Source organism: Streptomyces sp. DvalAA-43 (genome assembly GCF_900091725.1).
In the GTDB taxonomy this organism is placed as follows: Bacteria; Actinomycetota; Actinomycetes; order Streptomycetales; family Streptomycetaceae; genus Streptomyces; species Streptomyces pulveraceus.
In genome coordinates this window covers 328,500-353,732 of the sequence record NZ_FMBW01000071.1, presented here as the reverse complement: position 1 = coordinate 353,732, position 25,233 = coordinate 328,500, and the positions used below count along the sequence as shown (strand labels likewise).

The following is a 25,233-nucleotide window of genomic DNA, read 5'->3' as shown; positions in this document are numbered from 1 at the left end:
GTCAGCCCTCCGCAATGATCTCGGAGAGCGTGTCGACGCCCTCACGTGTTCCGACGACGACGAGCGTGTCCCCGATGGCGAACCGGAAGTCCGGCCCGGGAGACGGATGCGCACTGTGGGTCCGCAGCACGGCCACGATCGAGGCCCCCGTCCTGGTCCGGGCCTTCGTCTCCCCGAGCAGTCGCCCGCCGTACGGGGAGCGCGTCCCGAGCGGGATGTGCTCGGTGACCAGGTCGATGCCGTCGGTGCGTACGGCGTCGATGGGCGCGGCGTCGATGAGGTGCGCGAGGCCGGTGGCCTCCTGGGGCGTCAGGGGTACCGAGAGCCGGCACGAATCAGGGTCGTCCTGGTCGTAGAAGCCGATGAACCGCCGTCCGTCGTGGTGGACGACGACAGAGATGTGCTGGCCCGACTCGGTCGTGTAGTCGTACTGCACACCGACTCCGGGCAGCGTGGTGCGGTGGGTTCCCATGGCTTCCTCCCGAGGTGCGGCGGCTCTTGACGCACTTGGTGATCTCTTTATCTCCCCATTACCTTATCCGGAGGCTCCCGCCGCCTCCGGGGCGCGGGGGTTTCGGGGGCGTATCGGGTGCGCTTCGCGCGGGGGCGGCACTACGCTCCGGCCCATGACCGAGGACGGGCAGCTCCTGTCGAACTTCCGCGTCAACCTCGTGCCGGCAGTGCTGGCCCTGGCCAACCCTCCGTGGCAGCGGGCGGTGTGGCTCGATCCGTCGGTTTTCGAGAACCTGGACCACATCTTTCATGTGCTCTTCGACGACTTCTGCGACGCCGGCCAACCGGAGCGGTACCTCGGTACCAGTCTGCGGACCGACGAAGAGGTCGACCTCATGCGCCAGCTGGGCTCCGCGCTCATCGCCGCAGGCTCCGAGGCGCCGGACGACACCGACGAGCAGTACCTACGGGCGGCGGCATGGCCGCAGGTCGTGGCAGTGGCCGGCCGTCTCGCGCACGTCATGGTCGCGAACGATCTGGGCGAACTCGCTGCCCTGCACCGCACCGGGTCCGGGGAGGCGGGCACCGGCCCATGACACCTGGTCCGATCCGCGATTTCCGAGCCCGCCCCACGAGCTCGACCCTCGCCACCCGCCCCACGAGCTCGACCCTCGCCACCCGCCCCACGAGGAAGCCCCGGACCAGCGGCCCGGGGCTTCTTCTCCGTCCACACCGCGCCGGAGCGCCGTCCACAGGAGCGGACGGTGCGGTCAGGAGATGCGGATGTCCGACCAGTTCGTGGACTTGCCGGCCTGGGTCCGGTTGCCGAAGCCGCCGTGGCCGTCGCCCCGGTTCAGCCAGGCACGGCCGGTCTTGTCGAGCGAGATCAGGTCGGCGCGGCCGTCACCGGACAGGTCGAGGCCGCCGACCACGTCCTTGTAGGAGGTGCCCCAGTCCTTGAAGACGAGGGACCGGGGCTTGAAGGCGCTGGTGCCGGTGCCGGTGCCCCGGAAGCGCCACAGCTCGTTCGACGCGTCGAGGGCCAGCAGGTCGTTCTTGCCGTCGCCGTCGAGGTCCCCGGCGGCGATCAGCTTCTTGTAGCCGCCGAAGCCGGACCCGGCGAGCGAGCGGGCCTTGAAGCCGCCCGCGCCGTTGTTGGCGTACACGTACAGCTTTCCGGTCGAGGCGGACCGGGTCAGCAGGTCGGCCCGGCCGTCGCCGGTCACGTCGCCGGGTGAGACGACCGTGTCGTAGCCGCTCCAGTCCGAGGAGACCTTGACGTGGAACGACTGCTGGTCGGGCAGCCCGCCGCAGACCGTCGGGTAGACGCGGGCCTCGCCCTTCGGGTAGCGGACGAACACGTCGTTGCAGCGGTCGCCGTCGAGGTCGCCGTACGGCAGCACCAGCGTGCCCGTGGGCCAGCTGCTCGTGCGCTTCCCGGCGGACAGCTTCGTCGCGGTGCCCGTGTACACCTTCAGTCCGGTGCCGTCCCGGCCGAGCAGGTCGGGCTTGCCGTCGTCCGTGTAGTCGCCCCACTCGGGCAGTGCGCGGCTGGTGGTGGTGGCCTGCTGGACGCCGTCCAGGACGATGCTGTTCGTGTCGGTCAGCCGGTACTCGTCCCACAGCACGACGGGGCGGCCGAGCGCGTCGGCAGCCACCTGGGGCGCTCCGGTGGACCGGGCACTCGTCGCGCTCAGCCGCCGGGGGGCGGACCAGGTGCCGCCCTTGAAGACGGCGGCCATCGTGTACTCCTCGCCCGAGTAGCCCTCCCGCCACGTCACCGTGACCGTGCCGCCCGAGGTGGCGGCCGCGTCGACCGCGCGCACCTTCTTGTGCGTGGAGAAGGGCTGTGTGTACGGCTGCCAGGCGCCGGTGGCCGCCGAGCGCACCGCGTACCAGGGGCCGGTCGCGTAGCCGGGCCCGCCCGCGACGAAGAGGTCGCCGTTGGGCAGGTGGACGGGTGCCGTCATCCCGGATGTGCTGCCGTAGTTGGCGGCGGACCGAGGGGTGCTCCACTGCGTGGCACCGGCGGACCGGCGCGTGTGCATGAGGTGCGCGTTGTCGTCGTAGAACACGTCGAAGCCGCCCTGCGGGCCGGCGAACGCCTTCGGGCGGGCCAGGTCCACGCCCGGGACCGGGAAGTTCTCGACCGCGGTCCAGGCGGACGCGCCGGGGGCCTTCTCCAGGGCGACGACGGCCTTGCTCGCCTGCCACTGCCACACCACCAGGGCGGTGCCGTCCTTGGCGACCGCCAGGTCCAGGGCGGAGATGTCCCGGCTGCCGGACGGCGGCTGCGTGTTGAGGTCGGCCGGAGCGGTCCACGCGGCCTGCGGGCCGGCCTTCCCGGCGGCCTTCACCACACCGGAGGCCGACCAGACGGCGACCAGCCGGCCATCGGGGGCCGCCGCCACGTGGTGGTAGCCCTTCTCGGGGACCGCCGCCACGTACTCGGGCGCGGAGAAGGCGGTCGCGCCGGGCGCGAGGGTGGCCACCTTCAGCCAGTAGTTGTTGTGGTCGTCGGCGCGCTCGGCCCGCCAGACCAGGCGCACCGTGCCGTCGCCGAGCGAGACCAGCTCGGTGTTGTACCCGCCGGCGTCCGGCCAGGTCTGCGGGGCGAGCCAGCGGGTGCCGCCGGCCGGCCGGATCCGGGTGGAACGGGAGAGCCCGTCGCCGGTGAGGGAGACGAGGGCACCGTTCCCGGCCGACTCCAGGACGTTCAGCCCACCCGAGGCGGAGGCGGGGACGGGGTTCGCGGCGTGCAGGGTACGGGCACCCCAAGGGCCCGGCGCACGCGTCTCGACGGCGGTCGCGGCGGTGGTGCCGGTGGCCGTGCCCGCGGCTGCGGGGTGGGCGGCGGCCGGGGCGGCGGCCGCCAGAGCGAGGACGGGAGTGAGCGCGATGCCGAGCACCACGCGGTACGGCGAAGTCTGCGAAGTCATGGGAATGCCCCCCCGGGCAGGCGTATCCGGTGGCACGGATTCGCTGAACTGTTCGATCAAGTCAGGCGCAGCGTATATCAGCCAAGATCGTCCCGTGTGTCGGATTCTCGGTGCCTGCTCCTTCGGACGCTCCGCCGCGGCGGTGCAAAAGAGCGATGGGAAAAGAAGGCGCTCCTGCCGCGCGACATCCTGCCGTCCCACGTAGTCAAAGGGGTATGCACGGGGATCACGGAACAAGAGAGCAGGCGGGGGCCGAGTGAAATCAGCGCAGGAGGATCAGTACCTGGAGTTCGTGGCCGAGAGGGCGAAGGCGCTGTACCGATCGGCGTACGTCCTCGCGGCCGGTGACGCACATCTTGCCGAGGACCTGGTCCAGGAAACCCTCAGCCGGGTGTACGTGCACTGGAAGCGGGTGGCCAGGGCGGACAGCCCGGCGGCCTACGCACAGACGATCCTGGTCCGCGCCTCCCTCACTCTGCGGCGTCGGCGCAGCACCGGCGAGCGTCCCACCGGGAACATGCCCGACAGCGCGACGGCCGGCCCGGACGCCGCGCTGCGGCTCACCCTGCTGGACGCGCTCGGTCAACTCCCGCCCCGGGACAGGGCGGTGCTGCTGCTGCGCTACTGGGAGGACCGCAGCGTCGAGGAGACCGCCCGGATGCTCAAGCTGAGCAGCAGCGCGGTCCGCTCCCAGGGCACCCGGGCGCTCAACAGGGTGCGTGCGTTGCTCGGCGACAGCCTGTCCGACCTGGTCCGGCACTGAACAGTCCGGCACCGAACGGTCCGGCACTGAACGGTCCGGCACTGAACGGTCCGGCACTGAACGGTCCGGCACTGAACGGTCCCGCACTGAACGGTCCCGCACCGAACAACGGTGCACACCGGTCGTACCCGTCGCAGAACCTCCATCAGAGACAGAAAAGGTGACGTCAGCATGCCGTTTGAAGCAGACCTCGCACACGCCCTGGACCGCACGACCGACTCCCTCGAACCCGATCTCACCCGGCTCACGGACGGAGCCGTCGCGCGCGGGCGGAGCCGCAGCCGTCGTCGGCGCAGCGCCGGTGTCATCGCCGGGGTCGGTGCCTGCGCCGCGATCGCGGCAGCCGGCCTGGTGCTCCCCGGCGTGCTCGCCGGGGCCCGCTCAGCAGGGTCCGACATGGAAACGGTGGTGCTGGCGATGCCCCGCTCCGCGATCAGCGGCACCCAGATGATCGACGCCGTGAAGAAGACGTTCCCCGGGAGCCGGTTCGGCCAGGAGCACGGCCAGAGCAACGACCCCTCGAATCCGAACGGCGGGTGGGTCGCCAACGGCGAAGTGGACGTCAATGACGGGCACGGTGCCGCCGGCGTCGGTGTCTCGGCCATGCGGCTCAAGCTGCCGCTCAGGGACGGCGACGGGCTGAGCTGCGACAACATGGCCGGACGCGCTGACGCCGGTGACACCTGCGAGCTGAGCGAGCTGCCGAGCAGCGCCGCGCTTCCCGGCGGAGCCCTGGTGGTGTCGGAGAAGATCGCGGAGAGGCAGCCGATGGGTGCCGACCCCGTCCCCGACTCCGAGATCGCTCACCGCTGGACGACGACGGTGACCCTGAAGTCGACCGGTGCCCAGCTTCAGCTGGTGCAGTGGGACACCGCCGGTGACTTCGGCGACGGAAACACCCCGAAGCCGACCCGTGACACCCCCCCGCTCTCCCAGAAGCAGGCGGTGGCCGCGCTCACCGGTCCCACCTGGGCCCCGATCCTCGGAGCCGTGGGCTGACCCGTTGCCCCGCCGGAAAGGTCGGTGGCTATGAACCGGTAGATGAAGAACTTGGGGAGAACTACTCCCACCCGCCCTCCGAAGCCCCCCCATGCCTCCGAAGTCGCGGAGGGGGAGCGGGTGTTGCTGTCACCGCGGCATGCGCATCCGCAAGTGCACCTCGGGGTCCGGGAGGCCCGGGGGCTGGCCGAGGTCGCTGCCGAGTGGATCCGGCGCGGCGTGAGTGCTGCGGATCTGCGGCGGGCGTTGACCAGTGAGCTGCCCAGGGGCGGCGTACGGTCCGCTGTCGGGTTCCTGCGTCACCGGCTCGTCCAGAGGCTTCCGGCGCCGGTGGCTGTCCCGGCCCCACCCGCCGCGCCGCCGCCCGTAAGGGAGTTCATCGTCTGTGCGGGGGAGGGCGAGGAGTCGCGCCCGGATCCGGCGGCGCGCGCTATGCGGTGACCGGGGCATAGCGTCGTAGGCTCGCGGGCGCGGTCGTACACCGGCACGAAGGCAACGGGCGGAAGGGGCACGCATGGCGCGCAGTCGAGAGCTCAAGTTCCGGGCGGTCACATCGCTTCAGCGGCATGTGGTCAACCCGCTGGCCAGACGGTCGAAGTCGCAGATCCTGCTGGAGACGACGGGCCGCACCTCCGGCCTTCCGCGCCGGACCCCGGTCGGCGGCCGGCGCGTGGGCCAGGAGTTCTGGCTGGTCTCGGAGTACGGCGACAAGTCCCAGTACATCCGTAACATCCGGTCCGATCCCCGGGTCCGGGTGCGCATCGAGGGCCGCTGGTACGACGGGATCGCGCACCCGCTGCCCGAGGACGATGCCCGCGCCCGGCTCAGGACCCTGCCGCGCTACAACAGCACCGTCGTGCGGGCGGTGGGTACGAACCTGCTGTCGGTTCGGGTGGACCTGGAGGGGTGAGCCCTGACGCGTACGTGCCCGGACGGTGGTCGACCGGCCGGGCACGTACGGGTGTCGGTGGTGCGGCGGATCAGTCGGTGATCTCGATCTTTCCGTCGGGCGCCGGGGCGGCCGGGGCAGCCGAGGCATCCGCGCCCTGGGTGGGCAGGCCCGCCGGAGCGGTGTCCTTCCGGCCGCCCTTGAGGTTCTTCAGCAGGGCGGCGAGGTCGACTCCCGTGGTGGAGCTGAGGAGTTCCATGCCCTGGGCGACGTTGTCCGTGACCGTACGCGACAGCTGGCTCGCGCCGTCCGTCGAGATCACGGTCATCTTGTCGACGGCGCTCAGCGGCTCGGACGCCTTGGCGACGACCTCCGGCAGCACCTCGACCAGCATCTGGAGCACGGCGGCGTCGCCGTACTGCGCGAACGCGTCGGCCTTCTTCTGCATGGCCTCGGCCTCGGCCGCACCCTTCGCCGCGATGGCCGCGGCCTCCGCCTCGCCCTCGATGCGGACGGCGTCGGCGAGCGCCGAGCGGTGCAGCTTCTCGCCCTGACCGGTCAGGCGGGAGCGCTCGGCATCCGCCTCGGCCTCCTTGACCTGGGCGATCCGGCGGGCCTCGGCCTCCTGCTCGGCCTGGTAGCGGGCGGCGTCGGCGGGCTTGCGGACCTTGGTGTCGAGCTCGCGGTCGGTCAGCGCGGCCTGGCGCTCGGCGACCTTCTCCTGCTCCTGGAGGACCTCCTGCTGACGGGCCGCCTCGGCGAGCGGGCCCGCCGCGTTGGCCTTGGCCGCGGCGGCTTCCGTCTCGGCCTTGATCTCGGCCTGCTTGAGGTAGAAGGTCCGCTCGGCGATGGCGATCTCCTCGGCCGCCTTCAGCCGGGCCTGCTCGGAGGCCCGCTTGGCGATCGCCTCGGCGATGTCCGCCTCCTGCTTGGCGCGGGCGGCCTCGGGGCGGCCGAGGTCCTCCAGGTAGGAGCCCTCGGTGGTGATGTCCTGGATCTGGAAGGCGTCCAGGATCAGGCCCTGGCCGGAGAGGCTGGCCTCGGCCTCCTCGGCGACCTGGCCGGCGAACGCGGCCCGGTCGCGGATGATGTCCTCGACCGACATCCGGCCGACGATGGCGCGCAGCGCACCGGAGAGCACTTCCTGGGTGAAGCCGACGATGCCGTCCTGCTGCTGGAGGAAGCGCTGGGCCGCGGCCCGGATCGCTTCCTCGCTGCCGCCGACCTTGACGATCGCGACGCCTTCGAGGTTGGACTTCACACCGCGCAGGGTGACGGCGCCGCGCACCGCGATCGGGATGTGCCGGCTGGAGAGGTCCAGGGTGAACTTCTGCTGGACGAACGGGACGACGAAGACGCCGCCGCCGACGACGACCTTCTGGCCGCTGTTGTCGATACTGGTGCGGCCGGTCACCGGGTCGGTCGACTTCTTGCCGCGGCGGCCGGTGATGATGAATGCCTCGCTGGGCCCGGCGACCTTGTAGCGGGTGATGACGACGAGTGCGAGCAGCACCAGGAGCACGACGACTCCGGCGACTGCGGTCACGACTGGGCTCATATGGGTGTCCCCCCTGCCTCCCTGCGGGGACGGCAGCTCGGTTTCGGGCGGTGTGCCGCGGTGTGTCTCGGTGCGGCACGGTGGATCGGCTCGGGCGGTGGTCGGCGCCCGACTCGTCGGACCCGGAGTCCAACAGGTCGGGCTCGGAGCCCGTCAGGTCGGACCCGGAGCCCGTCAGACCGGGCTCGGTGCCCGACGAGTCGGGCTCAGTGCTCGACGGGGCGGACCGCGACCGAGGTGGTCGACAACGCGGCCTCCACCCAGATCTCGGTGCCGCGCGCGACCGGCGCCGCGCTCTTCGCCGCCAGCTTCACGTGCTGGCCCGCGAGTTGCAGCAGGACCTCGCCGTAGCCGTCGGCCGGGATGGCCGTGACGACCGACCCGGACGTGCCGACCAGATCGTCGCCGCGCGGTGTCACGCTGGTCTGGTCCCGCATCAGGGCCCGGCTGAACTTCCAGGTCAGCCAGGCCGCGACGAGCCCGGCCACGACTCCGGCGGCGGTCGCGACGACCGTACCGGCGCCGGTGGTGCCGAGCACGATCGCGCCGCCGAAGCCGAGCATCGAGAGGAATCCCGCGATGACCGGCAGCGACAGGAGCCCGTCGAAGAGGCCGTCCAGCACGCCCCCGAAGAGGCCTTCCAGGACTCCGTCGAAGATCAGGGACAGTACGAGCAGAACAATTCCCGCAATGCCGAGACCGAGAAACAAGGTCACGTGATCACCCTCCCCGATCTTCGAAATCCCCCGAACATTTCCATCGAACTGGGTGGATGATCCCATACGCGCCCGGCAGCGCGTACTGCCGGGTTCCGGCAATCTTTTACGCGCCCTTGATGCCGGACAACTGCTCGGTCAGTGTGTCGAGCGACTGGTACGTGGCACCGAGCAGCGCCACATGCTTCCAGCGCAGCACCCCGTCGGGGCCGATCAGGAAGATCGCGCGGCGCACCCCGATCCCCGGCGCCGCGACACCGTACGCCCGCGCGGTCTCCCGTCCGGCGTCCGCGAGCAGCGGCATCCGCAGGCCGTGCGCGCGGGCGAACGACTCATGGCTGTCCACACCCTGTGGACTGATGCCCCAGACCTCCGCGTCCAGTGCGCCGAAGGCCTCCATGCCCGAGGAGTACGAGCAGAGCTGCTTGGTGCACACGGCCGTGTTGTCGCCCGGGTAGAACGCGAGGACCACGGCACGGCCGCGCGCCGCGGCGAGGCCGTAGTCGCGGCGCGCGAAGTCCTCGCCGGTGAGCAGACCGCCCGGCAGTGTGAAGTCCGGTGCGGGCAGGCCGAGTTGTGGTGACGATCCCATGTCGCTTCCTCCGTGGTCCGGTGCTGCCGGGTTTTCCCGTTCGGGTCTCCGTACAGCATGCTCGGTACGGGTCCGGATGCTCGGTACGGGTCCGGCTCCCGCACCAGGAGGTACGCATGGCAGCACCGCCGTCCGCCGTCCGTCCGCCCGCTGTCCGCCCGTCCGCCGCCGTGCTCCTGCTGCACGGCGGCGCGGAGACGGGCCTGGGCGCGCCGCTGCCCGGCCCGCTGAACCTGCCCGCCGTGCGGATGCGTCCGTTCGCCCGGTCCATCGCCGGGGCGATCCGCGGCGGGGGCGCGGGACCCGGTGGAGGCGGCGTTCTCGTACGTGCCGTCCGCTACGCCCACCGTGGCTGGAACGGCCCCCGAGAGGACCCGCTGCACGACGCCGTACGCGCCCTGGACGCCCTCGGGCGCGAGGCCGGGGAGATCCCGGTGGTCCTGGTCGGCCACTCGATGGGCGCCCGCGCCGCCCTGCGCGCCGCCGGTCACCCGCTGGTGCGCGGGGTGGTCGGCCTCGCCGCGTGGTGCCCGGCGGACGATCCGGTGGACCAGCTCGCGGGCCGTGACGTCGTCCTGCTGCACAGCACCCGTGACCGGATCACCAGCCCCCGCGCGTCCCAGCGCCTCACGGCCCGTGCCCGGCGCGCCGGTGCCCGCTCCTGTCTGGTCGCGATCCGGGGCAGCGACCACGCGATGCTCCGGCGCGCCGGGGCGTGGCACGCGCTGACGGCCCGGATCGTCACCGGCCTGCTGGGCCTGGGCCCGCTGCCCGGGGCGGTCGAGGCCGCCCTCGGCCTCCCGCCGGACGCCCCGGCGGTGGCGGGCACCCTCGATCTGGACCTGTTGGAGGGGTGACGGACCGGGGCGGTGCCGTGGTGCAGGGGCGGGGGAACGGGCGCACCCTGGGAGGGAGGTGATCGTCATGGTGATGACAACCGTCGGGTGGCACATCGAGCTGGAATTCGACGAGGACACCCACCGCACCCGTGCGGCCGCCATGGTGCGGCTTTCGGACGGGACCGAGGTGCGGGCCCATGGATATGCGAGCCGCCACCCCTCCGACAACAATCAGCCGAGAGTGGGCGAGGAGATCGCGGGAGCCAGAGCGCTCAATGAGCTGGCGATGAAGATGCTGACGAAGGCGCACGACGAGATCGACGACGCGTCCGGCCGCACCTCGCACCCGCTGACCTGACCCGGGGGGCGGTGCCCACCCCGGCCACCCTCGCCATCCCTGCTACTCCCGCCGCCCCGGCCGCCGGTCTGCGGATGCGTGGCGGGGGCGGGCGGCCCACGATTGAGGGCCGGGCAGCGGGTGGTCCGCGCCCGCCGCAGGAGGTTGACGTGCAGGCCGATGCGTACGCCGGCAGCCCGGTGCCGTTCGACCCCCGTGCCCTGGCGGCCCTGGTCGGCGGCACCTCGGCCGGGGTGGGCGTGCTCGACACGGGGCTGCGCTATCTCTACGTCAACCCGGCCCTCGAACGGATCAACGGCATCCCGGCCGCCGAACACCTCGGGCGCACGGTCTCCGAGGTCCTGCCGGGGCTCGACGCGCGCGAGGACATGATCCGGGCGGTGCTCGCCGACGGGAAGCCCCGCACGATCACCATCAGCGGCTTCACCGCCCGGGACGCCACGGTCCGGCGGTACTGGCACGGCGCCTTCCACCGGCTGGAGTCCGGGGGGCGGGTCGTGGGCGTGGCCGGGATCGTGCTGGAGGTCATGGCCGCGGACCAGGAGCAGCGCGCGCTGGAGCAGGCCCGGCGGCATCTGACCCTGCTCGACACCGCGGCCGCCCGGATCGGCACCACCCTCGACATGGACACCACCTGTGCCGAACTCGTCGACCTCGTCGTGCCGGGGCTGGCGGACATCGCGACGGTCGAGGTGTTCCCGCCCGATGTCGCCGCACCGGTCCGGCCCGCACCTCCCGGTGTGCTGCGGCTGCGCCGGGCGGCGCTGCGGGCCGTGCCCGCGCTCGGCGACGAGCTGCACGGCTTCGGGCTGACCGGCGAGTACATCGACTACCAGGAGGGCGCGGCCGTGCAGCGCTGCCTGGCGTCCAACCAGCCGGTGGTGGAGAACCTCACCTCCGACGAACAGCTCCTCCGCTCCGCCCCCGGCCCCGAACGGCTCACCGCCTACCGCGCCCTCGGGATGCACTCGGCGGTCATCGTGCCCGTCACCGTGCGCAGCGGCGCGCTCGGCATCCTCGGCCTGATCCGGGCGGGCGACTCACCGGTCTTCACGGACGAGGACGTGGTGATCGCCCGGGAGCTCGCCGGGCGGGCCGCCGTCGATCTCGACCACGCCCGCCGGTACGCCCACGAGCACACCATCGCCCTGGAGCTCCAGCGCTCCCTGCTGTCCGAGCCCCGTCCCCCGCATCCGCACATCGAGATCGCCACCCGCTATCTGCCGGCCGACCGGAGCGTGATGGTCGGCGGCGACTGGTTCGACGTCATCCCGCTGCGCGACGGGCGGCATCTGAAGGCGATGGGCGATGTGATGGGGCACGGGGTGGAGGCGGCGGTCGCCATGAGCCACTACCGCTCCCTGCTGCGGATGTTCGCCGACGACGAGCTGCCGCCGCACCGCATCCTGGAGCAGCTGGACCGGATGGTCGAACGGTCCGGGCTGGACCGGGCGGCGACCTGTCTGCTGGCCGTCGTCGACCGGTACGGCGGGGCGTGCGAGGTGGCGAGCGCCGGGCATCTGCCGCCGGTGCTGATCGATCCGCGGACCGGGGCCAGGGTGTGCGAGGAGATGGCGGTGGGGCCGCCGCTGGGCACCGGGTTCGGCGGGTACCGGACGACGCTGCTGGAGTTCGACCCGGGCACGGTGCTGTTCCTGTACACCGACGGGCTGGTCGAGCGGCGCGACGAGGACATCGACGTCTCGGTCGGCCGTCTCAAGGAACTCGTCCTGCCGGCCGGCGGCAGCCTGGAGAACCTGCTGGACGACGTGCTCGAACGGTTCGGTCCGGGTGCCGAGGACGACATAGCGGTGCTGGCCTCCCGCACCCGTACCCCGGGGGTGGGGACGCACGACGCCACCTGACCCCGGCCCGGCGGTGTCAGCCCAGCTCCAGGCTGGTGATGCCGAACAGCCCGGAGTGGTCGACGTCCGGCGACGGGCCCGTGTACATCCGGGCGGTCTCGAACGACGGGGTGAGGCCCAGCTGTTCGGCCAGCCGCACCGCCGCCGGGTTGACGTCGGGCACGTCGATCGCGACCGGGACGCCGGGATCGGTCGCCGCCAGCGCGCCGATCAGGGCACCGGCCACCTCGGCCGATTCCGCGTACACGGGACCGATGCGGGACGCCGCACGGCAGGGCCGGATCACGGCCAGACCGCGCAGCTCCCCGTCGCGGACGGCGGCGAGCGAGGTGCGGGTGGGATGGGCGATCCACGGCGCGAGGAAGCTGTCGCGGTCGGCCGGGAAGAACCGGCGGTCGTAGGCGGCGAGCCGGTCGAAGGCGATGCTGCGGCCGTCGACGAGCTCGGTGCCCGCCGGGGCGGCCGGTCCGGCGGACGGCAGGCCCTCGTACCGCATGTTCGTCCACACGGAACGGAAGCCGGATCTACGGTAGTTGGGCTGCTGGGCCACCACTCCGTCGAGGCCGACGTTGCGTCCCACCAGCCGTGCCATCCCGGCCCGCCAGAGCTGGATGCCGTATCCCTGGCCGCGCAGGTGCGGCCGGGTGAGGTAGAAGCCGAGGAAGCCGGAACCGGAGCCGTAGCGGACGACGGAGACGCAGGAGACCGGCTCGCCGTCGAGGCGGCCGATCAGGAAGCCGCGCGGATCGGCGGCGAAGAAGGCGTGGCGGTCGGTCAGCCCCGGGTTCCAGCTCTCCTCGTGGGCCCATTCGGCGAGCATCGTGAGGTCGTCGGCGCTTGCGGTGGTGATCTCGAAGTTCGGCACGGGGCCATAAGTACCCGTCGCGAAGTTCCTTTCAACGGTGAATTCGGACGAGAGCGGTGCATTCAGACGAGCAGGAACGCGCCCGCCGTCGCGGCCCCCAGCGACGCCCCGGCGACCGTCTGCATCACCGTGTGATAGCCGAGCGCGACCCGCGACCAGCACACGGCGACCGTCATCACGTACCCGAGCAGCCACCACGGCGAGTGGACCGCGGCGAGCAGGGCGACGACGGCCGAGGCGACCGCGGCGTCCACCGAGATCTTCCAGACCGTGTTGACGGCCAGCAGGATCACGGTCATCGCCCAGAGGGCGAGCATCGCCACGAGGATGCCGGTGGGGGCGTTGCCCAGGACCATCACCACCGAGCCGGTGCCGATGGAGCCGAGGATGACGAAGAAGATCGGGGCCCGCTTGGTGCGGTCGACGACATGGCGGTCGCCCCAGGTGCCGCGTCCGCGCTCCCACTCGATGTACCCGGCGGGTATGAGGCCCGCGCACAGGGCGCCGAGGAACCCCCAGAGCAGGCCGGTCCAGTGACCGGCGGCGGCCAGGCCGATGCCGAGCATGCCGATCAGGAGGACGTTGCGGGGCTGGAAGACGTCGGTGACGGTGCGCGCGGTGGCATGGTCCGGCGAGGCGGGGGCGTCGGTGGTGCCAGTGGTGTCGGGGGTGTCGGTGGAGGTCATGCTGTCTCCTCGGGGGCGGCGGTGCGGGCGGCCGGGCCGGTGGTCGTGGATGCCGTGGACGGGCCGCCGGGCGTGGGGGATGTGACGGGCGTGGCAGATGTGGCGTCGGCCAGCACCTGGGCCGCCCGGTCCTGCGGGACGGTCCGGTACGCGGTGGCGACCCGGACCAGCCAGGCCACCTCGCCGTCCTGGTCGGTGGCGTGCTGGGTCTCCACCGCCGCGGCGGTGGAGGCGGGCGCGCCGTTGTTCTTGGCGGTGAGCGCCGCCTTGATCCAGTACGCCTCGGCGAGCGGGCCCGCCCGGTCCGCGTCCGCGGCGCCGTCCGTGGTGGTGCCGTCCGTCGCGGGGTCACTCGCCGCCGTGCCGCCCGCCGCCGTGCCGCCCGCGGCGGCCTTCGCGGCGGGGAGCAGGGTGTCGGGCACGTAGTGGCGCAGCTTCTCCACCGCGTCCGCGATATCGGCGGCCCAGCGGTCGATGCGCAGGTCCGCGGGGGTGTCGAAGCGGGTGAGCTCGCGGACCAGCGAGGCCGGCGGGTCGAAGGGCTGCTCGGGGAACGCGGTCATCAACTCGCGCCAGAGGCCGTGCAGTTTGACCTGCGCCCGCCACAGCTTCGCGCGCCGCTGCCCCTTGCTGAGGGCGGGGATGGAGGCGCCCACGGCGAAGAAGGCGAACAGCACCACCTGCGCGGCCTCGGTGACCTCGTCGAAGCGGAGCGCGAAGGACTCGCTCGGGGTGTCGATGACACTGGCCCACAGGAACAGGGTCCGGCTGACGGTGTAGCCGACCCCGATGAACATGGCGAACGTCATCATCCCGAGGCCCACCCGCAGATGGCGCATCCCGGCCCCGGCGGTGGCCAGCGCCCACTGGTACGCGCAGACGGCGGACGCGGCGCCCAGGTAGAGGTAGAAGACGCTCATGTACAGCGTGGCCCCCCACTGCCCCGCGTGGTCGGCGACGAACCGGTCCGAGGGGACGGAGCGGTCGACGACGGTGAAGAACAGCACCGTCAGCAGGACCAGCGTGGCGATCGACGCCTTGGCCGCCACCTGCTGGATGGCACGGGCGAACCGCACATGGCGCGGGACGGTCCCGGCGTCGGGGTACTGGCCGTAGATCGCCACGATGTAGCTGAGGATCGCCAGGATCGCGATCGTCGCGGTGTAGTGCTTGATCAGTACGGCGAGGTCGGTGACGGCGCTGTCGTTGAGGCCGATGCGCACGGCCCGGGTCTTGGTCCACAGGGCGGCGGCGAAGCCCGCGTAGCAGCCCCAGAGGGCCCGGCGGCGCTTGTCGTCTTCGTCGCCCCACAGGGCGGCCGGCATGCGCCACAGGGCGACGGCCGTCATCAGGACGGCTATGAGGTAGCCGGCGAGGTCGAGCGGGGTCACGGCGGAGTCCTTGGGGTGGGGGACGGGGACGGGGGGCGTGTGGTGTCAGGTGCGGCGGAACAGGCCGCGACGGCGGTTGGCGACCGGGCGGGAGAGGGAGTTGGCCAGCCGCCCCACCATGTCGTCGCTCGACACGTCCATGGCCATGCGGGGAATGAGCGAGGCGCCGAACTCGGCCATGCGCTCGTCGTGGGTGTCGTACTGGGCGCGGGCCTGCACGGTGCCGTCCCCGGACCGGAGCGCGTCGGCGATCTCGGCGACGACGGGCGGCGGGGGCGTGGGCGGCGGCGGGGGTTCGGTGCCGAGGACCCGGGTGATCAGCGAGGTGTCGAAGACCGGCAGCAGCCGCCGCAGTTGCTCCGGGTCGAGCGAGGTGCCGTGGTCGAACCACTCGTGGCACAGCTCGTGCAGGATGACGTGCTGGGTCTGGTACGCGGTCGGCCGGCGGCGGTAGAGCACGAAGCTGGTCCCACCGGTCTTCAGGCGCAGCCCGCAGGCGGCGTTGACGCGGGCCAGCCGGTCGGGCATCTCGTGCAGCACGATGGTGCGGCCGCGGGCCGCTTCCATGTTCGCCACCAGTGCGGCTATGGAGAAGGGCGCGGGGATGGGCAGGTCGGCGAGCCCGGCCTCGCATTCCTTGCGTAGTTCGCGCAGGGACATGGAGGGCTACTTCTCCGGCTCGCCGGGGGCACCGCTGTCGGCCGTGCCCTGCCGGTCCCTGGCGTCCTCCAGCAGGGAGAGCGCGAACTGGAGCAGCTCCGGCGGGAGGCCGTCCTCGTCGAGGCCGCGCCCGGCCACGCCGCTGATCTCCCCGGTACGCCGCATCGCGAGGAACTGGAGACCGGCGACGACGTCGTCGACGACCTCGGACTCCTCCTTGAAGAACCGCCAGTCCACGCCGAAGCCGAGACCGAGCGCCTTGAGAATGTCCTCGGAGGGCTGAGTGACCTTTCCGGCCAGGATGTTGGAGAAGTAGCTGTGGGAGAGCGATCCGCCGCGTTCCTTGACCAGATCGGCGAAGACGCGCCCCGAGATCTTCTGGCCAGGGAAGGTCTTCTCCACCATGTACTCGACCTTCTGCTGCAACGTCCGCAGCTCCGGCGTGCGTTCCTCGACGCTGTCCATCCGGCCCCCCACGTATCCGCACCCGTCCGATCGGCGTCCACGGTCGTCGATTCGGTCAACGGGCTCGTACTGTAACGAACCCTGACGTGGCGTCCTCGGAGCGGTAGGCGGTACGGGAACGGGCTTGCGCAAACACGCTACGTCACTGTTAACTCGAAAAAACACGGGCAGGGGACCACGAGGGGAGTCCCCTGCTCGTGAAATCGACTGGTTCCGCGCGAATTCGACGCGGACAAAAGGTGCATGACGTACGCACATGGTGTGCGGGCATAGGTGTAGCCCTTCACGACGGGGGATGCGTGAAGGGCTACACACCTGCATTATGACTGCTGGTCAGGCCGTCATCAACTGTCTGCCGGAAGAAGGCGGGCGTGGGAGCGGGCCCACGGGCCGCGATGACGGCAGGCCGGGGCGGGTGCGCACGGGCGGGGCCACGGGTGCGCGGAGCCCGGGGCGGGTGGATGTTCCTCGCCGGCCGAACGGAATTCCATGCGCTGCCGGTGTCGAATTCAATGCAGGGCCGACGGGAATTCATTCCGTATCCATTTATGTCCATGCGTATCCATTTGCATTTCGTCCGCATCCATTCGCGTCCGGCGCAGTGAATTTACTTGCCGCGCCCGCTTGCCTCCGCCGTGCTATTCTGGAAGAAGTTGCAGTTGTGGTTCCCGAAGACTTCAAGTGCCTCCCTCGGACCCATGTGCCGAGGGTTGCGCCTCTGTGTTTTCCGGTTCTTTTCCGGATGGGGTAATCATCGCGGCGACGCGGGATCCGCACCGTGCGAATCCCCGGGAACTGCCCCGGTGAAGGAGATAAAAGATGGCTACTGGCACCGTCAAGTGGTTCAACGCGGAAAAGGGCTTCGGTTTCATCGAGCAGGACGGCGGCGGCCCCGATGTCTTCGCCCACTACTCGAACATCGCTGCCACCGGCTTCCGCGAGCTCCAGGAGGGCCAGCGGGTGAATTTTGATGTCACGCAGGGCCAGAAGGGCCCGCAGGCGGAGAACATCACCCCTGCCTGATTCCGCAGCTCCGGCGCCGACGCGCTGAGACGACTTGCACGACCGGGACTCGCACCTCCGGGTGCGGGCCCCGGTTCGCTGTTGTCCGCCGGTCCGCCCGAGCCGTCCCGAATTTTTCGCAGCCGGGCTTCGCCCAGGCCTGCCAACGGCCCGTTCTTGCGATTCCTGTGCCGCCCGCCGCCGCAGCGAATTCCTCGATACGCGCCCCTGTCGAGGAAGGGTTCCGTATGGACCGCGACCGTAACCGCGATCGCACAGCACGTTCGAACGACCGGTTTTCCCGTGGCTCCGGGGGCCGTCCCGGAGTGCCCGCCCGGCGTTCCGGTGGCTCGGGCCGCAGGCCCGCCGCCGTGCAGGGCGAGTTCGCGCTGCCGAAGACCATCACCCCGGCGCTGCCCGCCGTGTCGGCCTTCGCGGAGATGGAGTTGCCCGGCCCGCTGCTGGCGGCGCTCACCGCCGAGGGCCTCACCACCCCGTTCCCGATCCAGGCGGCCACCCTGCCGAACGCCCTCGCGGGCCGCGACGTCCTGGGCCGCGGCCGTACCGGCTCCGGAAAGACGCTCGCCTTCGGCCTGGCCATGCTGGCCCGTACCGCGGGCAACCGGGCGGACGCCCGCCGCCCGCTGGCCCTGGTCCTGGTCCCCACCCGGGAGCTGGCCCAGCAGGTCACCGACGCGCTCACCCCGTACGCCCGCGCGCTCAAGCTGCGCATGGCCACCGTCGTCGGCGGCATGTCGATCGGCCGCCAGGCCTCCGCGCTGCGCGGCGGCGCCGAGGTCGTCGTCGCCACCCCGGGCCGGCTCAAGGACCTCGTCGAGCGCCGCGACTGCCGTCTGGACCGGGTCGCCATCACCGTCCTCGACGAGGCCGACCAGATGGCCGACATGGGGTTCATGCCCCAGGTCACCGAACTCCTCGACCTGGTGCGGCCGCAGGGCCAGCGGATGCTGTTCTCGGCGACCCTGGACCGCAATGTGGACCTGCTGGTCCGCCAGTACCTGCACGATCCGGTGGTCCACTCGGTCGACCCGGCGGCCGGTGCGGTGACGACGATGGAACACCACGTCCTCTATGTGCAGGGCGCGGACAAGTACGCCACCACGACGGAGATCGCGGCCCGCGAGGGCCGGGTGATCATGTTCCTGGACACCAAGCACGCCGTCGACAAGCTCACCGGCCACCTGCTCAGCAGCGGGGTGCGGGCCGCCGCGCTGCACGGCGGCAAGTCCCAGCCGCAGCGCACCCGCACCCTGGACCGGTTCAAGACCGGGCAGATCACGGTGCTGGTCGCCACGAACGTCGCGGCGCGCGGCATCCACATCGACAATCTGGACCTGGTCGTCAACGTCGATCCGCCGAGCGATCACAAGGACTACCTGCACCGGGGCGGGCGCACCGCCCGTGCCGGTGAGTCCGGCAGCGTCGTCACGCTGGTGCTGCCGGGACAGCGCCGGGAGATGACCCGGCTGATGGCCGACGCCGGGATCACCCCGAAGATCGCCCAGGTCCGCTCCGGCGAGGCCGAGCTGAGCCGGATCACCGGCGCCCGCAAGCCCTCGGGGATCCCGGTCGGGGGCGCCGCACCGGCGACGGAACGGGCCGGGAGCAGCGGCCTGGCCTTCCGGGGCATGGGCACCCGCCCCGCGAAGGCGAGCCGCTCCCGCCGCTCCGACCTGCCCAGCGCGGAGGCCCGCGCCGCCGCGAAGCAGCGCCGCACCAACCGGGGCGGGTAGCGGGGGCCGGGCGGCCGGTCCGGGCTGCCGCAGCCCGGTAGTCGGGTCGGGCAGGCGCTTCCCGGCCGCAGACCCCGGCGGCCGGTTCCGGACCGCCGTTCTCCGGCCCGATCCGGCCCGATCCGGTCCGGCCCGATCCGGCCCGCTACCGTCCGCCCGCCACCCGCAGGACCGTCCCGGTCACATACGACGCCTCGTCCGACAGCAGCCAGGAGATCGCGGCCGCGATCTCGGGGGCGGCGCCGACGCGTCCGAGCGGGATGGCGGGGACGGCGGCCTCCGCCCGGCCGGGGTCGCCCGCCGTGGCGTGCATATCGGTGTCGATCATGCCCGGGGCGACCGCGTTGACCCGGATGCCGTCGGGCCCCAGTTCCTTGGAGAGCCCGAGCGTCAGCGCGTCCGTCGCCGCCTTCGTGGCGGCGTAGTGGACGAACTCCCCGGGGCTGCCGAGCGTGGCGGCGGCCGAGGAGAGATTGACGATCGCGCCCGCCCCGCCGGCCGCCATGTCCTTCGCGGCCCGGCGGCAGCACAGCAGATAGCCGAGGACGTTCACGTCGACGACCTGGCGCAGCGTCCGGGTGGAGGTGTCGGCGAGCCGCCCGATCGGGCCCGTCACCCCCGCGTTGTTGACCAGCCCGGTGACGGGGCCGAGCTGCTCGGCCGCCGTGTCGAAGAGGCGCTCCACATCGGCCTCCTCGGCGGTGTTCGCCCGCACCGTGACGCAGCGCGCCCCGGCGGCCCGTACCGCCGCCGCGGTCCGCTCGGCGGCCTCGGTGTTGCTCACGAACCCCAGCGCGAGGTCATGGCCGTCCGAGGCCAGACGGATACAGGTGGCGGCGCCGATCCCCCGGCTGCCGCCGGTGACGACGGTGACGGGGCGCGACGAAGGAGTGGTGCTGCTGTCCGGCACGGGAGGACCTCTCGTTTCACTCACGGGGCAAGCGGGGCGGGTGGGACGTGCGGTGCGTGCGGCATACGGGCCACACGGACGTACGGCGCATACGGGCCACGCGGTCATACGGAGCGCGCGGTCGTACGGATCATGCAGCGAATCACCGCAGGCGCCAGGAGATCAAGGCATGCCCGGCGCACCGCCGCGCCTGCCGTTGGAGTGGTGCCGGGCCGGGCACCGGCGTGGTGCGGGGTGCGGGGCGCGGACGGTTGCCTAGCGTCGGCGCCTGACGGACCGCTGTCGGCGCGTCAACGGGTTGAATCGCCCGGCGCTCGGTGACGGCTCCTCCTCAACGGCGTTCCCCTGCCTCCGCCTCGCATTGCGGGGGCAGGGGACGCCGACCGTGGCCCGCGCGAGACGAGAGCCGCGAAAGGCGGGAGGCCGAGCCGCGAAACGAGTGGCGCGGCACGAGAGCCCCTACGCCCAGAGCGCCCGCGCCAGCGCGACCCCGGCGAACGCCGCGACCAGCCCCGCCGCCACACTCCCCACGACGTTGGCCACCGCGTACGACCCGGCCCCGTCCTCCGCCAGCCGCAGCGTCTCGTAGCTGAACGTCGAGTACGTGGTGAGCGCCCCGCACAGCCCCGTACCGATCAGCAGCTGAAGGTGCGAGGAGGCCGCTCCGGCCGCCACAGCGCCGGTCAGCAGGCCCAGGACCAGCGAACCCGACACATTGACCGTGAAGGTCCCCCACGGGAAGACGCTGTCGTGCCGGGACTGCACCGCCCGGTCGGTCAGATAGCGCAGCGGCGCCCCGACCGCCGCGCCGACGATCACCAGCAGCCAGTTCACCGGCCCCGCTCCCGCTCGCCGCCGAAGCGCACGATCTCGCACTCGTCCAGCACGACCAGGCCGCCGTCCGCCACCAGCTCCTCGACGAGCGGCAGGAACGCCCGGATCCGCGCCTCGGTGTCCACGATCACCACCGCCACCGGCAGGTCCTCGCTCAGCGAGAGCAGCCGCTGGGTGTGGATCATCGACGAGGTGCCGAAGCCCTCGATGCCCCGGAACACACTGGCGCCGGACAGCCCGGCCCGGTGTGCCCGGTGCACGATCTCCGTGAAGACCGGCCGGTGGTGCCACCCGTCGGACTCGCCGACGAGGACCGTCAGGCGCAGCGCCCGTTCCGTCTCCGGCGTCGTCATGTCTGCCTCCAGGCCAGCACGCGGCGGGTCGCCCACACCGCACCCCACACCGCCGCGAGAGCCGCGCACAGCGTCACTCCCAGGTACACCAGCCCGGTCCGCGCCCGGTCGGCGTCGAACAGGCGCTGGATGTCCACCACGTACGTCGAGAACGTGGTGAACCCGCCGAGCACCCCGGTACCGAAGAACGGCCGCACCAGCCGGTGTGCCGTCCACGCCTCGCTGATCACCACCATGAACACGCCGATCACCGCGCATCCGACGACGTTCACGACCAGCGTCGCCCACGGGAAGCCGCCCGGGGCGGTGGGCCAGATCAGCGATGCCCCGTAACGGGCGGACGCCCCGATCGCACCACCGAGCGCGACCACCGCGACGACGGAACCTTGAGGGTTCGGGGCTCCCATGGGCACATGTCTCCTGCCTGCTCCACGCACCAGGCTATCGCCGCGTCCCGGGGCGGGCCCGTCCGCCGCCTCGTGCGGCGGCGCACCCGGGCCGCGTACAGCGGACCGGGTGTCGATCCCCCGAGAGTGGGCCCTAGTTCCAGCCAATCGGTCTTCTGCCACTTCGATCGTCGGCCCTGTCCGGCGAAGAGTGCAATGAACCAAACATCTGCTTTCGGATAATCTGGCGTGTTAGTCGGATAAACGGGCGGTTTTGATTACTTGCTGACCCGCCAAGGTGTCCCTTGCAACATCCAGCAAGAGGAACGGGTTCGACATGTCTGACTGGAAGCAGATCTCCGGATCGCTGAAGGCGATCGACGCCGGGTCCCGCACCAACGTGTGGGGGGTCAACTCCGGCGACGGGATCTATCACTACACCAACAACGACGCCAACCCCTGGGTGAACATCCCCGGTTCCCTCAGCGACATCGGCGCCGGGATCGACGGAACGGTGTGGGGTGTCAACTCCAACGGTGACATCTACCGCTACACCGGTGACCAGGGTTCCACGAACTGGACCAAGATCAGCGGCAACCTGTCCCGGATCGACCGCCGGGTCCCGTACCAATGTGTGGGGTGTGAACTCCAGCGGTGGGATCTACCGCTACACCAACAACGACGCCAACCCCTGGGTGAACATCCCCGGTTCTCTCAGCGACATCGGCGCCGCGGCCGACGGAACGGTGTGGGGCGTCAACTCCAACGGTGGCATCTACCGCTACACCGGAGACCAGCCGAGCTGACCCGAAGGGCACCCACGTGGCGGCGCTCCGGCAACAGCAGCACCACGGCCGGGGCGCCGCGCCACTCCGGCCCGCGAGGCCGCCGCGCCGCCCGCCCGCGTGCGCCGCCCGCCCGAGGCGGCGCGACGGACGGCGCGAGGGGGTCACGCCGGTCAGCAGGTGTTCGGGGCGGCCTTGCCGGCGAAGCGGTCCTTGAGCCAGGGGAGGCCATCGGCGATGGTGCCCACGGTCGCGGCAATGTGGCCGGGGATGTGGTTGCCGGCGAACCTCACCGTCACGCCCCGGTGGCACCAGTCGGCGGCCAGGTTCTTGCCGACCTGCTGGGGGACGACGTCGTCCAGGGCGCTGTGGGAGAGCAGGACGGGCACCGCGGGCTTGCGCTTGCCGAGCTGCTGCTCGGCCACGATCCTGTCCCACGGGGCGCGCTTGAGGCGCTCGGTCAGCGGACGCCCGTCCACGGTCAGGAACCGCGAGTTCAGGAACGGGTACTTGGCGAGGGCCTGCGTGGTGCACAGGTTGTCCCGCAGGTCGTTGGTCACGCGCTTGCCGTGGGCGGTCAGGTACGGGCCGATGTCGATGCCGTGCGAGGTGGAGAGGCCGGAGAGGGCGTAGTTGAAGAACGCCCCGTAGGCGGAGCCGTCCATGCTGTCGGCCACCCTGTTCATGTCCGCGGGGGGAGCGCCGACGACGGCGCCCTTGAGCTTCAGTTCGGGCGCGTAGGCCGGGGCCAGTTCGGCGGCGGACGCCGTCGCGCCGCCGCCCTGGGAGTAGCCGTAGAGCGCGACCGGACCGGCGTCCGGGAGATCGAGCGCGGGCAGACGCTGGGCGGCCCGGACGGAATCCAGTACGGCGCGGCCCTGCGCCTCGCGGTCCATGTATGTGTGGACGCCGGGTGTGCCCAGGCCCTGGTAGTCGGTCACCACCACGGCGTACCCCTGGTCGAGGAGCTTCTTGATGGGCGCCGCCTCGTACTCGGTGCCTTCGGCCAGCTGGCGGGAGGGGGCGCACTTGTCCGCCAGGCCCTGGGTGCCGGGTGCGAAGGCGACGATGGGGCGTTGGCCGTACGGGGAAGTGGCTGGGTTCAGCACGGTGCCGGTGACGGCGATGCCCTTCCCGGTGCGGTCGGTGGTGCGGTACATGATCCGGTGCACGCTCGCGTTGACCTTGATCGCCTTGAGCGGGTCCAGATGGAAGACACCCGGCTCCGAGCTGAGCACGTCGCCGTTTCCGGCGGTCAGGACGGCAGGTCGCTGTGGTGCGCTCAGTCGGCCGGAGGCGGCAGCCTCCCCCGGCGGGACGCTGAGGGTGAGCGCGGCGGCACCTGTGGCGGCGATCGCCGCCACAGCATGCACGCCGAGGGTGCGACGACAAAGCACGAGAGCTCCTCGGTCGGAGAATCAGGGAAGATCTACTGACTACCTCACCCAATGCGCTTCATTGGGAACATACGTCGAAGTACCGGATGTTCGACCCGAATTGATTGCGCGGAGGACCCGTCGGTTTGACTCTCCGGCCCTGACGTGTGCCGGGGTCCTCACCGTGCCCGCCGGAAGGAGCTGCGCAGCCCGTTCTGCTCGGTGATCCTGGCCCGGAGCTGCCGTATCGACGCGGAGTCCCCGTCCCCGTCGTCCTCGGGGGAGTTGCACCGCGCGCACTCGCAGGGCGGCCAGCGGTGCGGGTCGGATTCGGGGAACTCCGGCTCGGGCATGGGTGCTTGGTCCCTCATGCCGCCCCCCGCTCCGTGCACTCCTCGGTGCTCCGGTGGCGCCGGAGCAGTACCCGGCAGTCGGTCGCCCTGCTGTAGTCGTTCTGATCATTGGCGAGAGCCTCGGCCAGCCGGAGCTCCTGGCACTCGGGACAACAGCCTTCTGCTTCATGCCCGTTCTCGGCGAACACAGATAACTCCCCTCCGTAGTCATTCCACTACTAAGCGGGTTCAGATTGGCCTAGAGTCAGGAGTGCTTCAACTTGTTGGGTACGAGCGAAAAGTCAGGTGACATCCGTTGAACCGCAAGGAGTTGGACCCCGAGAGCAGCCCGGAGGCCGCCTTTGGTGCACGCATCCGCAGACTGCGAGAGGAGCGGGGATGGAAGCAGGAGGAGTTAGCCGACCGGATGGGCTACTCCGGCACGCACATCTCCGCCGTCGAAACTGGTCGCAAGATGCCGACTCTTCGGTTCTCGCGCAACGCGGACCAGGTTTTCGGCACCGGGGAAACAGCAGACACGTTCGAACGCCAGTACCGCGAGATCCGGCACGGTTCGCTGCTGGAGGGGTTCCCGCAGTACGTGGGGCACGAGGGGCGTGCGGTGGAGATCCGGCTGTATGAGATCGGCATCATCCCCGGGCTGTTGCAGACACCGGAGTACGCGCGGGTGCTGGCGGACAGCGCCCTGCGGCGAGGGACGATCGTCCCTGAACAGGCAGCCGAGCGGGTCTCGTTCCTGGCGGAGCGGCAGGCTGCTCTGGTGCGCCCGCGCCCGCCCACGATGCTGGTGGTGATGGATGAGAGCTGTATCCGCAGGCGCGTCGGTGGGGACGAGGTCATGGGCGCCCAGCTCGATCGGTTGCTGGAGTTCGCCGAGTTGCCGAATACCGTGCTCCAGATCGCTCCCTACGACATGGGAGAGCATCGCCCGTTCAATCTTCCCCTGTACATGTTGACGCTGTCGGACCTGTCCGTGATCGCGTACGCGGAGTCCCAGATGCGGGGGCATCTGGAACGCGATACGACGTTGGTGCTCCCTCTACTGGCGGCCTACCATCAGCTACAGGCCGAATCGCTGTCCCAGGCGGCATCGGTGGCCATGATCCGTGAGGCACGAAAGGGCACCCCGTGACGTCCACGACCGAGTCCCCCCGCTGGTTCAAGTCTTCGTACAGCGACAATGGCGGCGCCTGCATCGAGGTCGCCGCGAACCTCGCCGCCTCGCGCGGTGTGGTCCCCGTCCGTGATTCCAAGAACCCGGGCGGTCCGGTGCTGAACGCCTCCTCCGCCTCGTTCGCCTCCTTCGTGGCGGGCGTGAAGGCCGGAGAGTTCGGCGCCGTCTGACCGTCAGGTCCAGCGTGTGTGATCCAGAAGTCCCCATCGTGCATCGTGCGTGGTGGGGCTTCTCGTTGTCCGCGTCGCGCAGTCGGGGGCTAACCCCA

Annotated in this window: 27 protein-coding genes and 2 pseudogenes; 13 read left to right on the top strand and 16 right to left on the bottom strand. The window is 71.3% G+C overall.

The window, feature by feature from the left end; all coding sequences use genetic code 11:
• Position 1 precedes the first annotated feature (1 nt).
• Entirely contained in the window at positions 2–472 is a 471-nt protein-coding gene (locus GA0115234_RS29875; RefSeq protein WP_093547897.1) for a cation:proton antiporter regulatory subunit, read from the bottom strand.
• A gap of 154 nt (positions 473–626) precedes the next feature.
• On the opposite strand from GA0115234_RS29875, the gene GA0115234_RS29870 reads away from it, so the two are divergent.
• Positions 627–1,049 (top strand): SCO4402 family protein, encoded by a 423-nt coding sequence (locus tag GA0115234_RS29870; RefSeq protein ID WP_093547895.1) that lies wholly within the window; start codon positions 627–629, stop codon positions 1,047–1,049.
• A 174-nt stretch (positions 1,050–1,223) separates the two neighbouring features.
• Here GA0115234_RS29870 and GA0115234_RS29865 read toward each other — a convergent pair whose 3' ends face one another.
• Positions 1,224–3,392: an FG-GAP repeat domain-containing protein gene (locus GA0115234_RS29865; RefSeq protein WP_141718505.1), complete on the bottom strand. Its 2,169-nt coding sequence runs from the start codon at positions 3,390–3,392 to the stop codon at positions 1,224–1,226.
• A 256-nt stretch (positions 3,393–3,648) separates the two neighbouring features.
• On the opposite strand from GA0115234_RS29865, the gene GA0115234_RS29860 reads away from it, so the two are divergent.
• The 3 genes from GA0115234_RS29860 (at position 3,649) to GA0115234_RS29840 (ending at position 6,064) form a co-directional block, all read left to right on the top strand.
• Positions 3,649–4,155, top strand: coding sequence for a SigE family RNA polymerase sigma factor (locus GA0115234_RS29860; protein WP_093547891.1), 507 nt, complete (start codon positions 3,649–3,651; stop codon positions 4,153–4,155).
• A 171-nt stretch (positions 4,156–4,326) separates the two neighbouring features.
• On the top strand, positions 4,327–5,154 hold the full coding sequence (locus tag GA0115234_RS29850; protein WP_161275695.1) for a hypothetical protein: 828 nt from the start codon (positions 4,327–4,329) through the stop codon (positions 5,152–5,154).
• A gap of 514 nt (positions 5,155–5,668) precedes the next feature.
• Entirely contained in the window at positions 5,669–6,064 is a 396-nt protein-coding gene (locus GA0115234_RS29840; protein WP_093547881.1) for a nitroreductase/quinone reductase family protein, read from the top strand.
• 70 nt (positions 6,065–6,134) lie between these two features.
• On the opposite strand, the gene GA0115234_RS29835 is transcribed toward GA0115234_RS29840, so the two are convergent.
• The 3 genes from GA0115234_RS29835 to GA0115234_RS29825 all read right to left on the bottom strand — a co-directional run bounded on the left by GA0115234_RS29835 (position 6,135) and on the right by GA0115234_RS29825 (position 8,909).
• A complete protein-coding gene (locus GA0115234_RS29835) occupies positions 6,135–7,601 on the bottom strand; it encodes a flotillin family protein (protein WP_093547879.1) in 1,467 nt (488 codons plus the stop codon).
• A gap of 206 nt (positions 7,602–7,807) precedes the next feature.
• Positions 7,808–8,317, bottom strand: a complete 510-nt coding sequence (locus tag GA0115234_RS29830; RefSeq protein ID WP_093547877.1) for a hypothetical protein — start codon at positions 8,315–8,317, stop codon at positions 7,808–7,810.
• Between the two features lie 106 nt (positions 8,318–8,423).
• Positions 8,424–8,909 (bottom strand): peroxiredoxin, encoded by a 486-nt coding sequence (locus GA0115234_RS29825; protein WP_093547875.1) that lies wholly within the window; start codon positions 8,907–8,909, stop codon positions 8,424–8,426.
• Between the two features lie 116 nt (positions 8,910–9,025).
• On the opposite strand from GA0115234_RS29825, the gene GA0115234_RS29820 reads away from it, so the two are divergent.
• From GA0115234_RS29820 to GA0115234_RS29810, 3 genes are all read left to right on the top strand, one after another.
• The gene (locus tag GA0115234_RS29820; protein WP_093547873.1) at positions 9,026–9,766 is read left to right on the top strand and encodes an alpha/beta hydrolase; all 741 of its coding nucleotides are present in this window, start codon (positions 9,026–9,028) and stop codon (positions 9,764–9,766) included.
• Positions 9,767–9,833: 67 nt separating this feature from the next.
• Complete coding sequence (locus GA0115234_RS29815; protein WP_093548320.1) at positions 9,834–10,106, top strand: DUF1876 domain-containing protein; 273 nt, start codon at positions 9,834–9,836, stop codon at positions 10,104–10,106.
• Between the two features lie 149 nt (positions 10,107–10,255).
• On the top strand, positions 10,256–11,971 hold the full coding sequence (locus tag GA0115234_RS29810) for a SpoIIE family protein phosphatase (RefSeq protein ID WP_256088853.1): 1,716 nt from the start codon (positions 10,256–10,258) through the stop codon (positions 11,969–11,971).
• A 16-nt stretch (positions 11,972–11,987) separates the two neighbouring features.
• On the opposite strand, the gene GA0115234_RS29805 is transcribed toward GA0115234_RS29810, so the two are convergent.
• The 5 genes and pseudogenes from GA0115234_RS29805 to GA0115234_RS29785 all read right to left on the bottom strand — a co-directional run bounded on the left by GA0115234_RS29805 (position 11,988) and on the right by GA0115234_RS29785 (position 16,038).
• Positions 11,988–12,836: a GNAT family N-acetyltransferase gene (locus GA0115234_RS29805; protein ID WP_093547871.1), complete on the bottom strand. Its 849-nt coding sequence runs from the start codon at positions 12,834–12,836 to the stop codon at positions 11,988–11,990.
• Positions 12,837–12,898: 62 nt separating this feature from the next.
• Entirely contained in the window at positions 12,899–13,522 is a 624-nt protein-coding gene (locus GA0115234_RS29800) for a hypothetical protein (protein ID WP_093547869.1), read from the bottom strand.
• 89 nt (positions 13,523–13,611) lie between these two features.
• Positions 13,612–14,913 (bottom strand): annotated as a pseudogene (locus GA0115234_RS29795) (MAB_1171c family putative transporter); the annotation flags it as partial.
• A gap of 45 nt (positions 14,914–14,958) precedes the next feature.
• Positions 14,959–15,573, bottom strand: coding sequence for a toxin (locus GA0115234_RS29790; RefSeq protein WP_093547867.1), 615 nt, complete (start codon positions 15,571–15,573; stop codon positions 14,959–14,961).
• 6 nt (positions 15,574–15,579) lie between these two features.
• A complete protein-coding gene (locus tag GA0115234_RS29785; protein WP_093547865.1) occupies positions 15,580–16,038 on the bottom strand; it encodes a hypothetical protein in 459 nt (152 codons plus the stop codon).
• A gap of 819 nt (positions 16,039–16,857) precedes the next feature.
• Here GA0115234_RS29785 and GA0115234_RS29780 point away from each other — a divergent pair.
• On the top strand, positions 16,858–17,061 hold the full coding sequence (locus tag GA0115234_RS29780; RefSeq protein ID WP_093547863.1) for a cold-shock protein: 204 nt from the start codon (positions 16,858–16,860) through the stop codon (positions 17,059–17,061).
• Positions 17,062–17,288: 227 nt separating this feature from the next.
• Positions 17,289–18,794: a DEAD/DEAH box helicase gene (locus GA0115234_RS29775; RefSeq protein WP_093547861.1), complete on the top strand. Its 1,506-nt coding sequence runs from the start codon at positions 17,289–17,291 to the stop codon at positions 18,792–18,794.
• 145 nt (positions 18,795–18,939) lie between these two features.
• On the opposite strand, the gene GA0115234_RS29770 is transcribed toward GA0115234_RS29775, so the two are convergent.
• From GA0115234_RS29770 to crcB (GA0115234_RS29755), 4 genes are all read right to left on the bottom strand, one after another.
• A complete protein-coding gene (locus GA0115234_RS29770; RefSeq protein WP_256088851.1) occupies positions 18,940–19,704 on the bottom strand; it encodes an SDR family oxidoreductase in 765 nt (254 codons plus the stop codon).
• Between the two features lie 459 nt (positions 19,705–20,163).
• Positions 20,164–20,538: a fluoride efflux transporter CrcB gene (gene crcB, locus GA0115234_RS29765; protein ID WP_093547857.1), complete on the bottom strand. Its 375-nt coding sequence runs from the start codon at positions 20,536–20,538 to the stop codon at positions 20,164–20,166.
• On the bottom strand, positions 20,535–20,891 hold the full coding sequence (locus tag GA0115234_RS29760) for a DUF190 domain-containing protein (protein ID WP_093547855.1): 357 nt from the start codon (positions 20,889–20,891) through the stop codon (positions 20,535–20,537). The genes crcB (GA0115234_RS29765) and GA0115234_RS29760 overlap by 4 nt, the downstream gene beginning before the upstream one ends.
• Positions 20,888–21,298 carry a fluoride efflux transporter CrcB gene (gene crcB, locus GA0115234_RS29755; RefSeq protein ID WP_093547853.1) on the bottom strand — a complete coding sequence of 137 codons (411 nt, stop codon included), beginning with the start codon at positions 21,296–21,298 and terminating at the stop codon, positions 20,888–20,890. Before crcB (GA0115234_RS29755) ends, GA0115234_RS29760 begins: the two co-directional genes overlap by 4 nt.
• A 316-nt stretch (positions 21,299–21,614) precedes the next feature.
• On the opposite strand from crcB (GA0115234_RS29755), the pseudogene GA0115234_RS43870 reads away from it, so the two are divergent.
• Together GA0115234_RS43870 and GA0115234_RS43865 are read left to right on the top strand one after the other, a co-directional pair.
• A pseudogene (locus GA0115234_RS43870) lies at positions 21,615–21,833 on the top strand (tectonin domain-containing protein); the annotation flags it as partial.
• A gap of 85 nt (positions 21,834–21,918) precedes the next feature.
• Entirely contained in the window at positions 21,919–22,083 is a 165-nt protein-coding gene (locus GA0115234_RS43865; protein ID WP_256088850.1) for a tectonin domain-containing protein, read from the top strand.
• A gap of 152 nt (positions 22,084–22,235) precedes the next feature.
• Here GA0115234_RS43865 and GA0115234_RS29745 read toward each other — a convergent pair whose 3' ends face one another.
• Positions 22,236–23,459, bottom strand: coding sequence for an alpha/beta fold hydrolase (locus tag GA0115234_RS29745; RefSeq protein WP_256088849.1), 1,224 nt, complete (start codon positions 23,457–23,459; stop codon positions 22,236–22,238).
• Positions 23,460–23,617: 158 nt separating this feature from the next.
• Complete coding sequence (locus GA0115234_RS41595; protein ID WP_107405824.1) at positions 23,618–23,809, bottom strand: hypothetical protein; 192 nt, start codon at positions 23,807–23,809, stop codon at positions 23,618–23,620.
• 277 nt (positions 23,810–24,086) lie between these two features.
• On the opposite strand from GA0115234_RS41595, the gene GA0115234_RS29740 reads away from it, so the two are divergent.
• Positions 24,087–24,923: a helix-turn-helix domain-containing protein gene (locus GA0115234_RS29740; RefSeq protein ID WP_093547849.1), complete on the top strand. Its 837-nt coding sequence runs from the start codon at positions 24,087–24,089 to the stop codon at positions 24,921–24,923.
• Positions 24,920–25,135 (top strand): DUF397 domain-containing protein, encoded by a 216-nt coding sequence (locus GA0115234_RS29735; protein WP_093547847.1) that lies wholly within the window; start codon positions 24,920–24,922, stop codon positions 25,133–25,135. The genes GA0115234_RS29740 and GA0115234_RS29735 overlap by 4 nt, the downstream gene beginning before the upstream one ends.
• Positions 25,136–25,233: the final 98 nt, after the last annotated feature.

Excerpts from the sequence above, each read along its gene's own strand:
- GA0115234_RS29785 (WP_093547865.1), bottom strand. The coding sequence starts at position 16,038 with ATGGACAGCGTCGAGGAACGCACGCCGGAGCTGCGGACGTTGCAGCAG.
- GA0115234_RS29815 (WP_093548320.1), top strand. The coding sequence starts at position 9,834 with ATGGTGATGACAACCGTCGGGTGGCACATCGAGCTGGAATTCGACGAG.
- GA0115234_RS29840 (WP_093547881.1), top strand. The coding sequence starts at position 5,669 with ATGGCGCGCAGTCGAGAGCTCAAGTTCCGGGCGGTCACATCGCTTCAG.
- GA0115234_RS29760 (WP_093547855.1), bottom strand. The coding sequence starts at position 20,891 with ATGACGACGCCGGAGACGGAACGGGCGCTGCGCCTGACGGTCCTCGTC.
- crcB (WP_093547853.1), bottom strand. The coding sequence starts at position 21,298 with ATGGGAGCCCCGAACCCTCAAGGTTCCGTCGTCGCGGTGGTCGCGCTC.
- GA0115234_RS29865 (WP_141718505.1), bottom strand. The coding sequence starts at position 3,392 with ATGACTTCGCAGACTTCGCCGTACCGCGTGGTGCTCGGCATCGCGCTC.
- GA0115234_RS29820 (WP_093547873.1), top strand. The coding sequence starts at position 9,026 with ATGGCAGCACCGCCGTCCGCCGTCCGTCCGCCCGCTGTCCGCCCGTCC.
- GA0115234_RS29825 (WP_093547875.1), bottom strand. The coding sequence starts at position 8,909 with ATGGGATCGTCACCACAACTCGGCCTGCCCGCACCGGACTTCACACTG.
- GA0115234_RS29775 (WP_093547861.1), top strand. The coding sequence starts at position 17,289 with ATGGACCGCGACCGTAACCGCGATCGCACAGCACGTTCGAACGACCGG.
- GA0115234_RS41595 (WP_107405824.1), bottom strand. The coding sequence starts at position 23,809 with ATGAGGGACCAAGCACCCATGCCCGAGCCGGAGTTCCCCGAATCCGAC.
- GA0115234_RS29800 (WP_093547869.1), bottom strand. The coding sequence starts at position 13,522 with ATGACCTCCACCGACACCCCCGACACCACTGGCACCACCGACGCCCCC.
- GA0115234_RS29875 (WP_093547897.1), bottom strand. The coding sequence starts at position 472 with ATGGGAACCCACCGCACCACGCTGCCCGGAGTCGGTGTGCAGTACGAC.
- GA0115234_RS29780 (WP_093547863.1), top strand. The coding sequence starts at position 16,858 with ATGGCTACTGGCACCGTCAAGTGGTTCAACGCGGAAAAGGGCTTCGGT.
- GA0115234_RS29850 (WP_161275695.1), top strand. The coding sequence starts at position 4,327 with ATGCCGTTTGAAGCAGACCTCGCACACGCCCTGGACCGCACGACCGAC.
- GA0115234_RS29790 (WP_093547867.1), bottom strand. The coding sequence starts at position 15,573 with ATGTCCCTGCGCGAACTACGCAAGGAATGCGAGGCCGGGCTCGCCGAC.
- GA0115234_RS29870 (WP_093547895.1), top strand. The coding sequence starts at position 627 with ATGACCGAGGACGGGCAGCTCCTGTCGAACTTCCGCGTCAACCTCGTG.
- GA0115234_RS29835 (WP_093547879.1), bottom strand. The coding sequence starts at position 7,601 with ATGAGCCCAGTCGTGACCGCAGTCGCCGGAGTCGTCGTGCTCCTGGTG.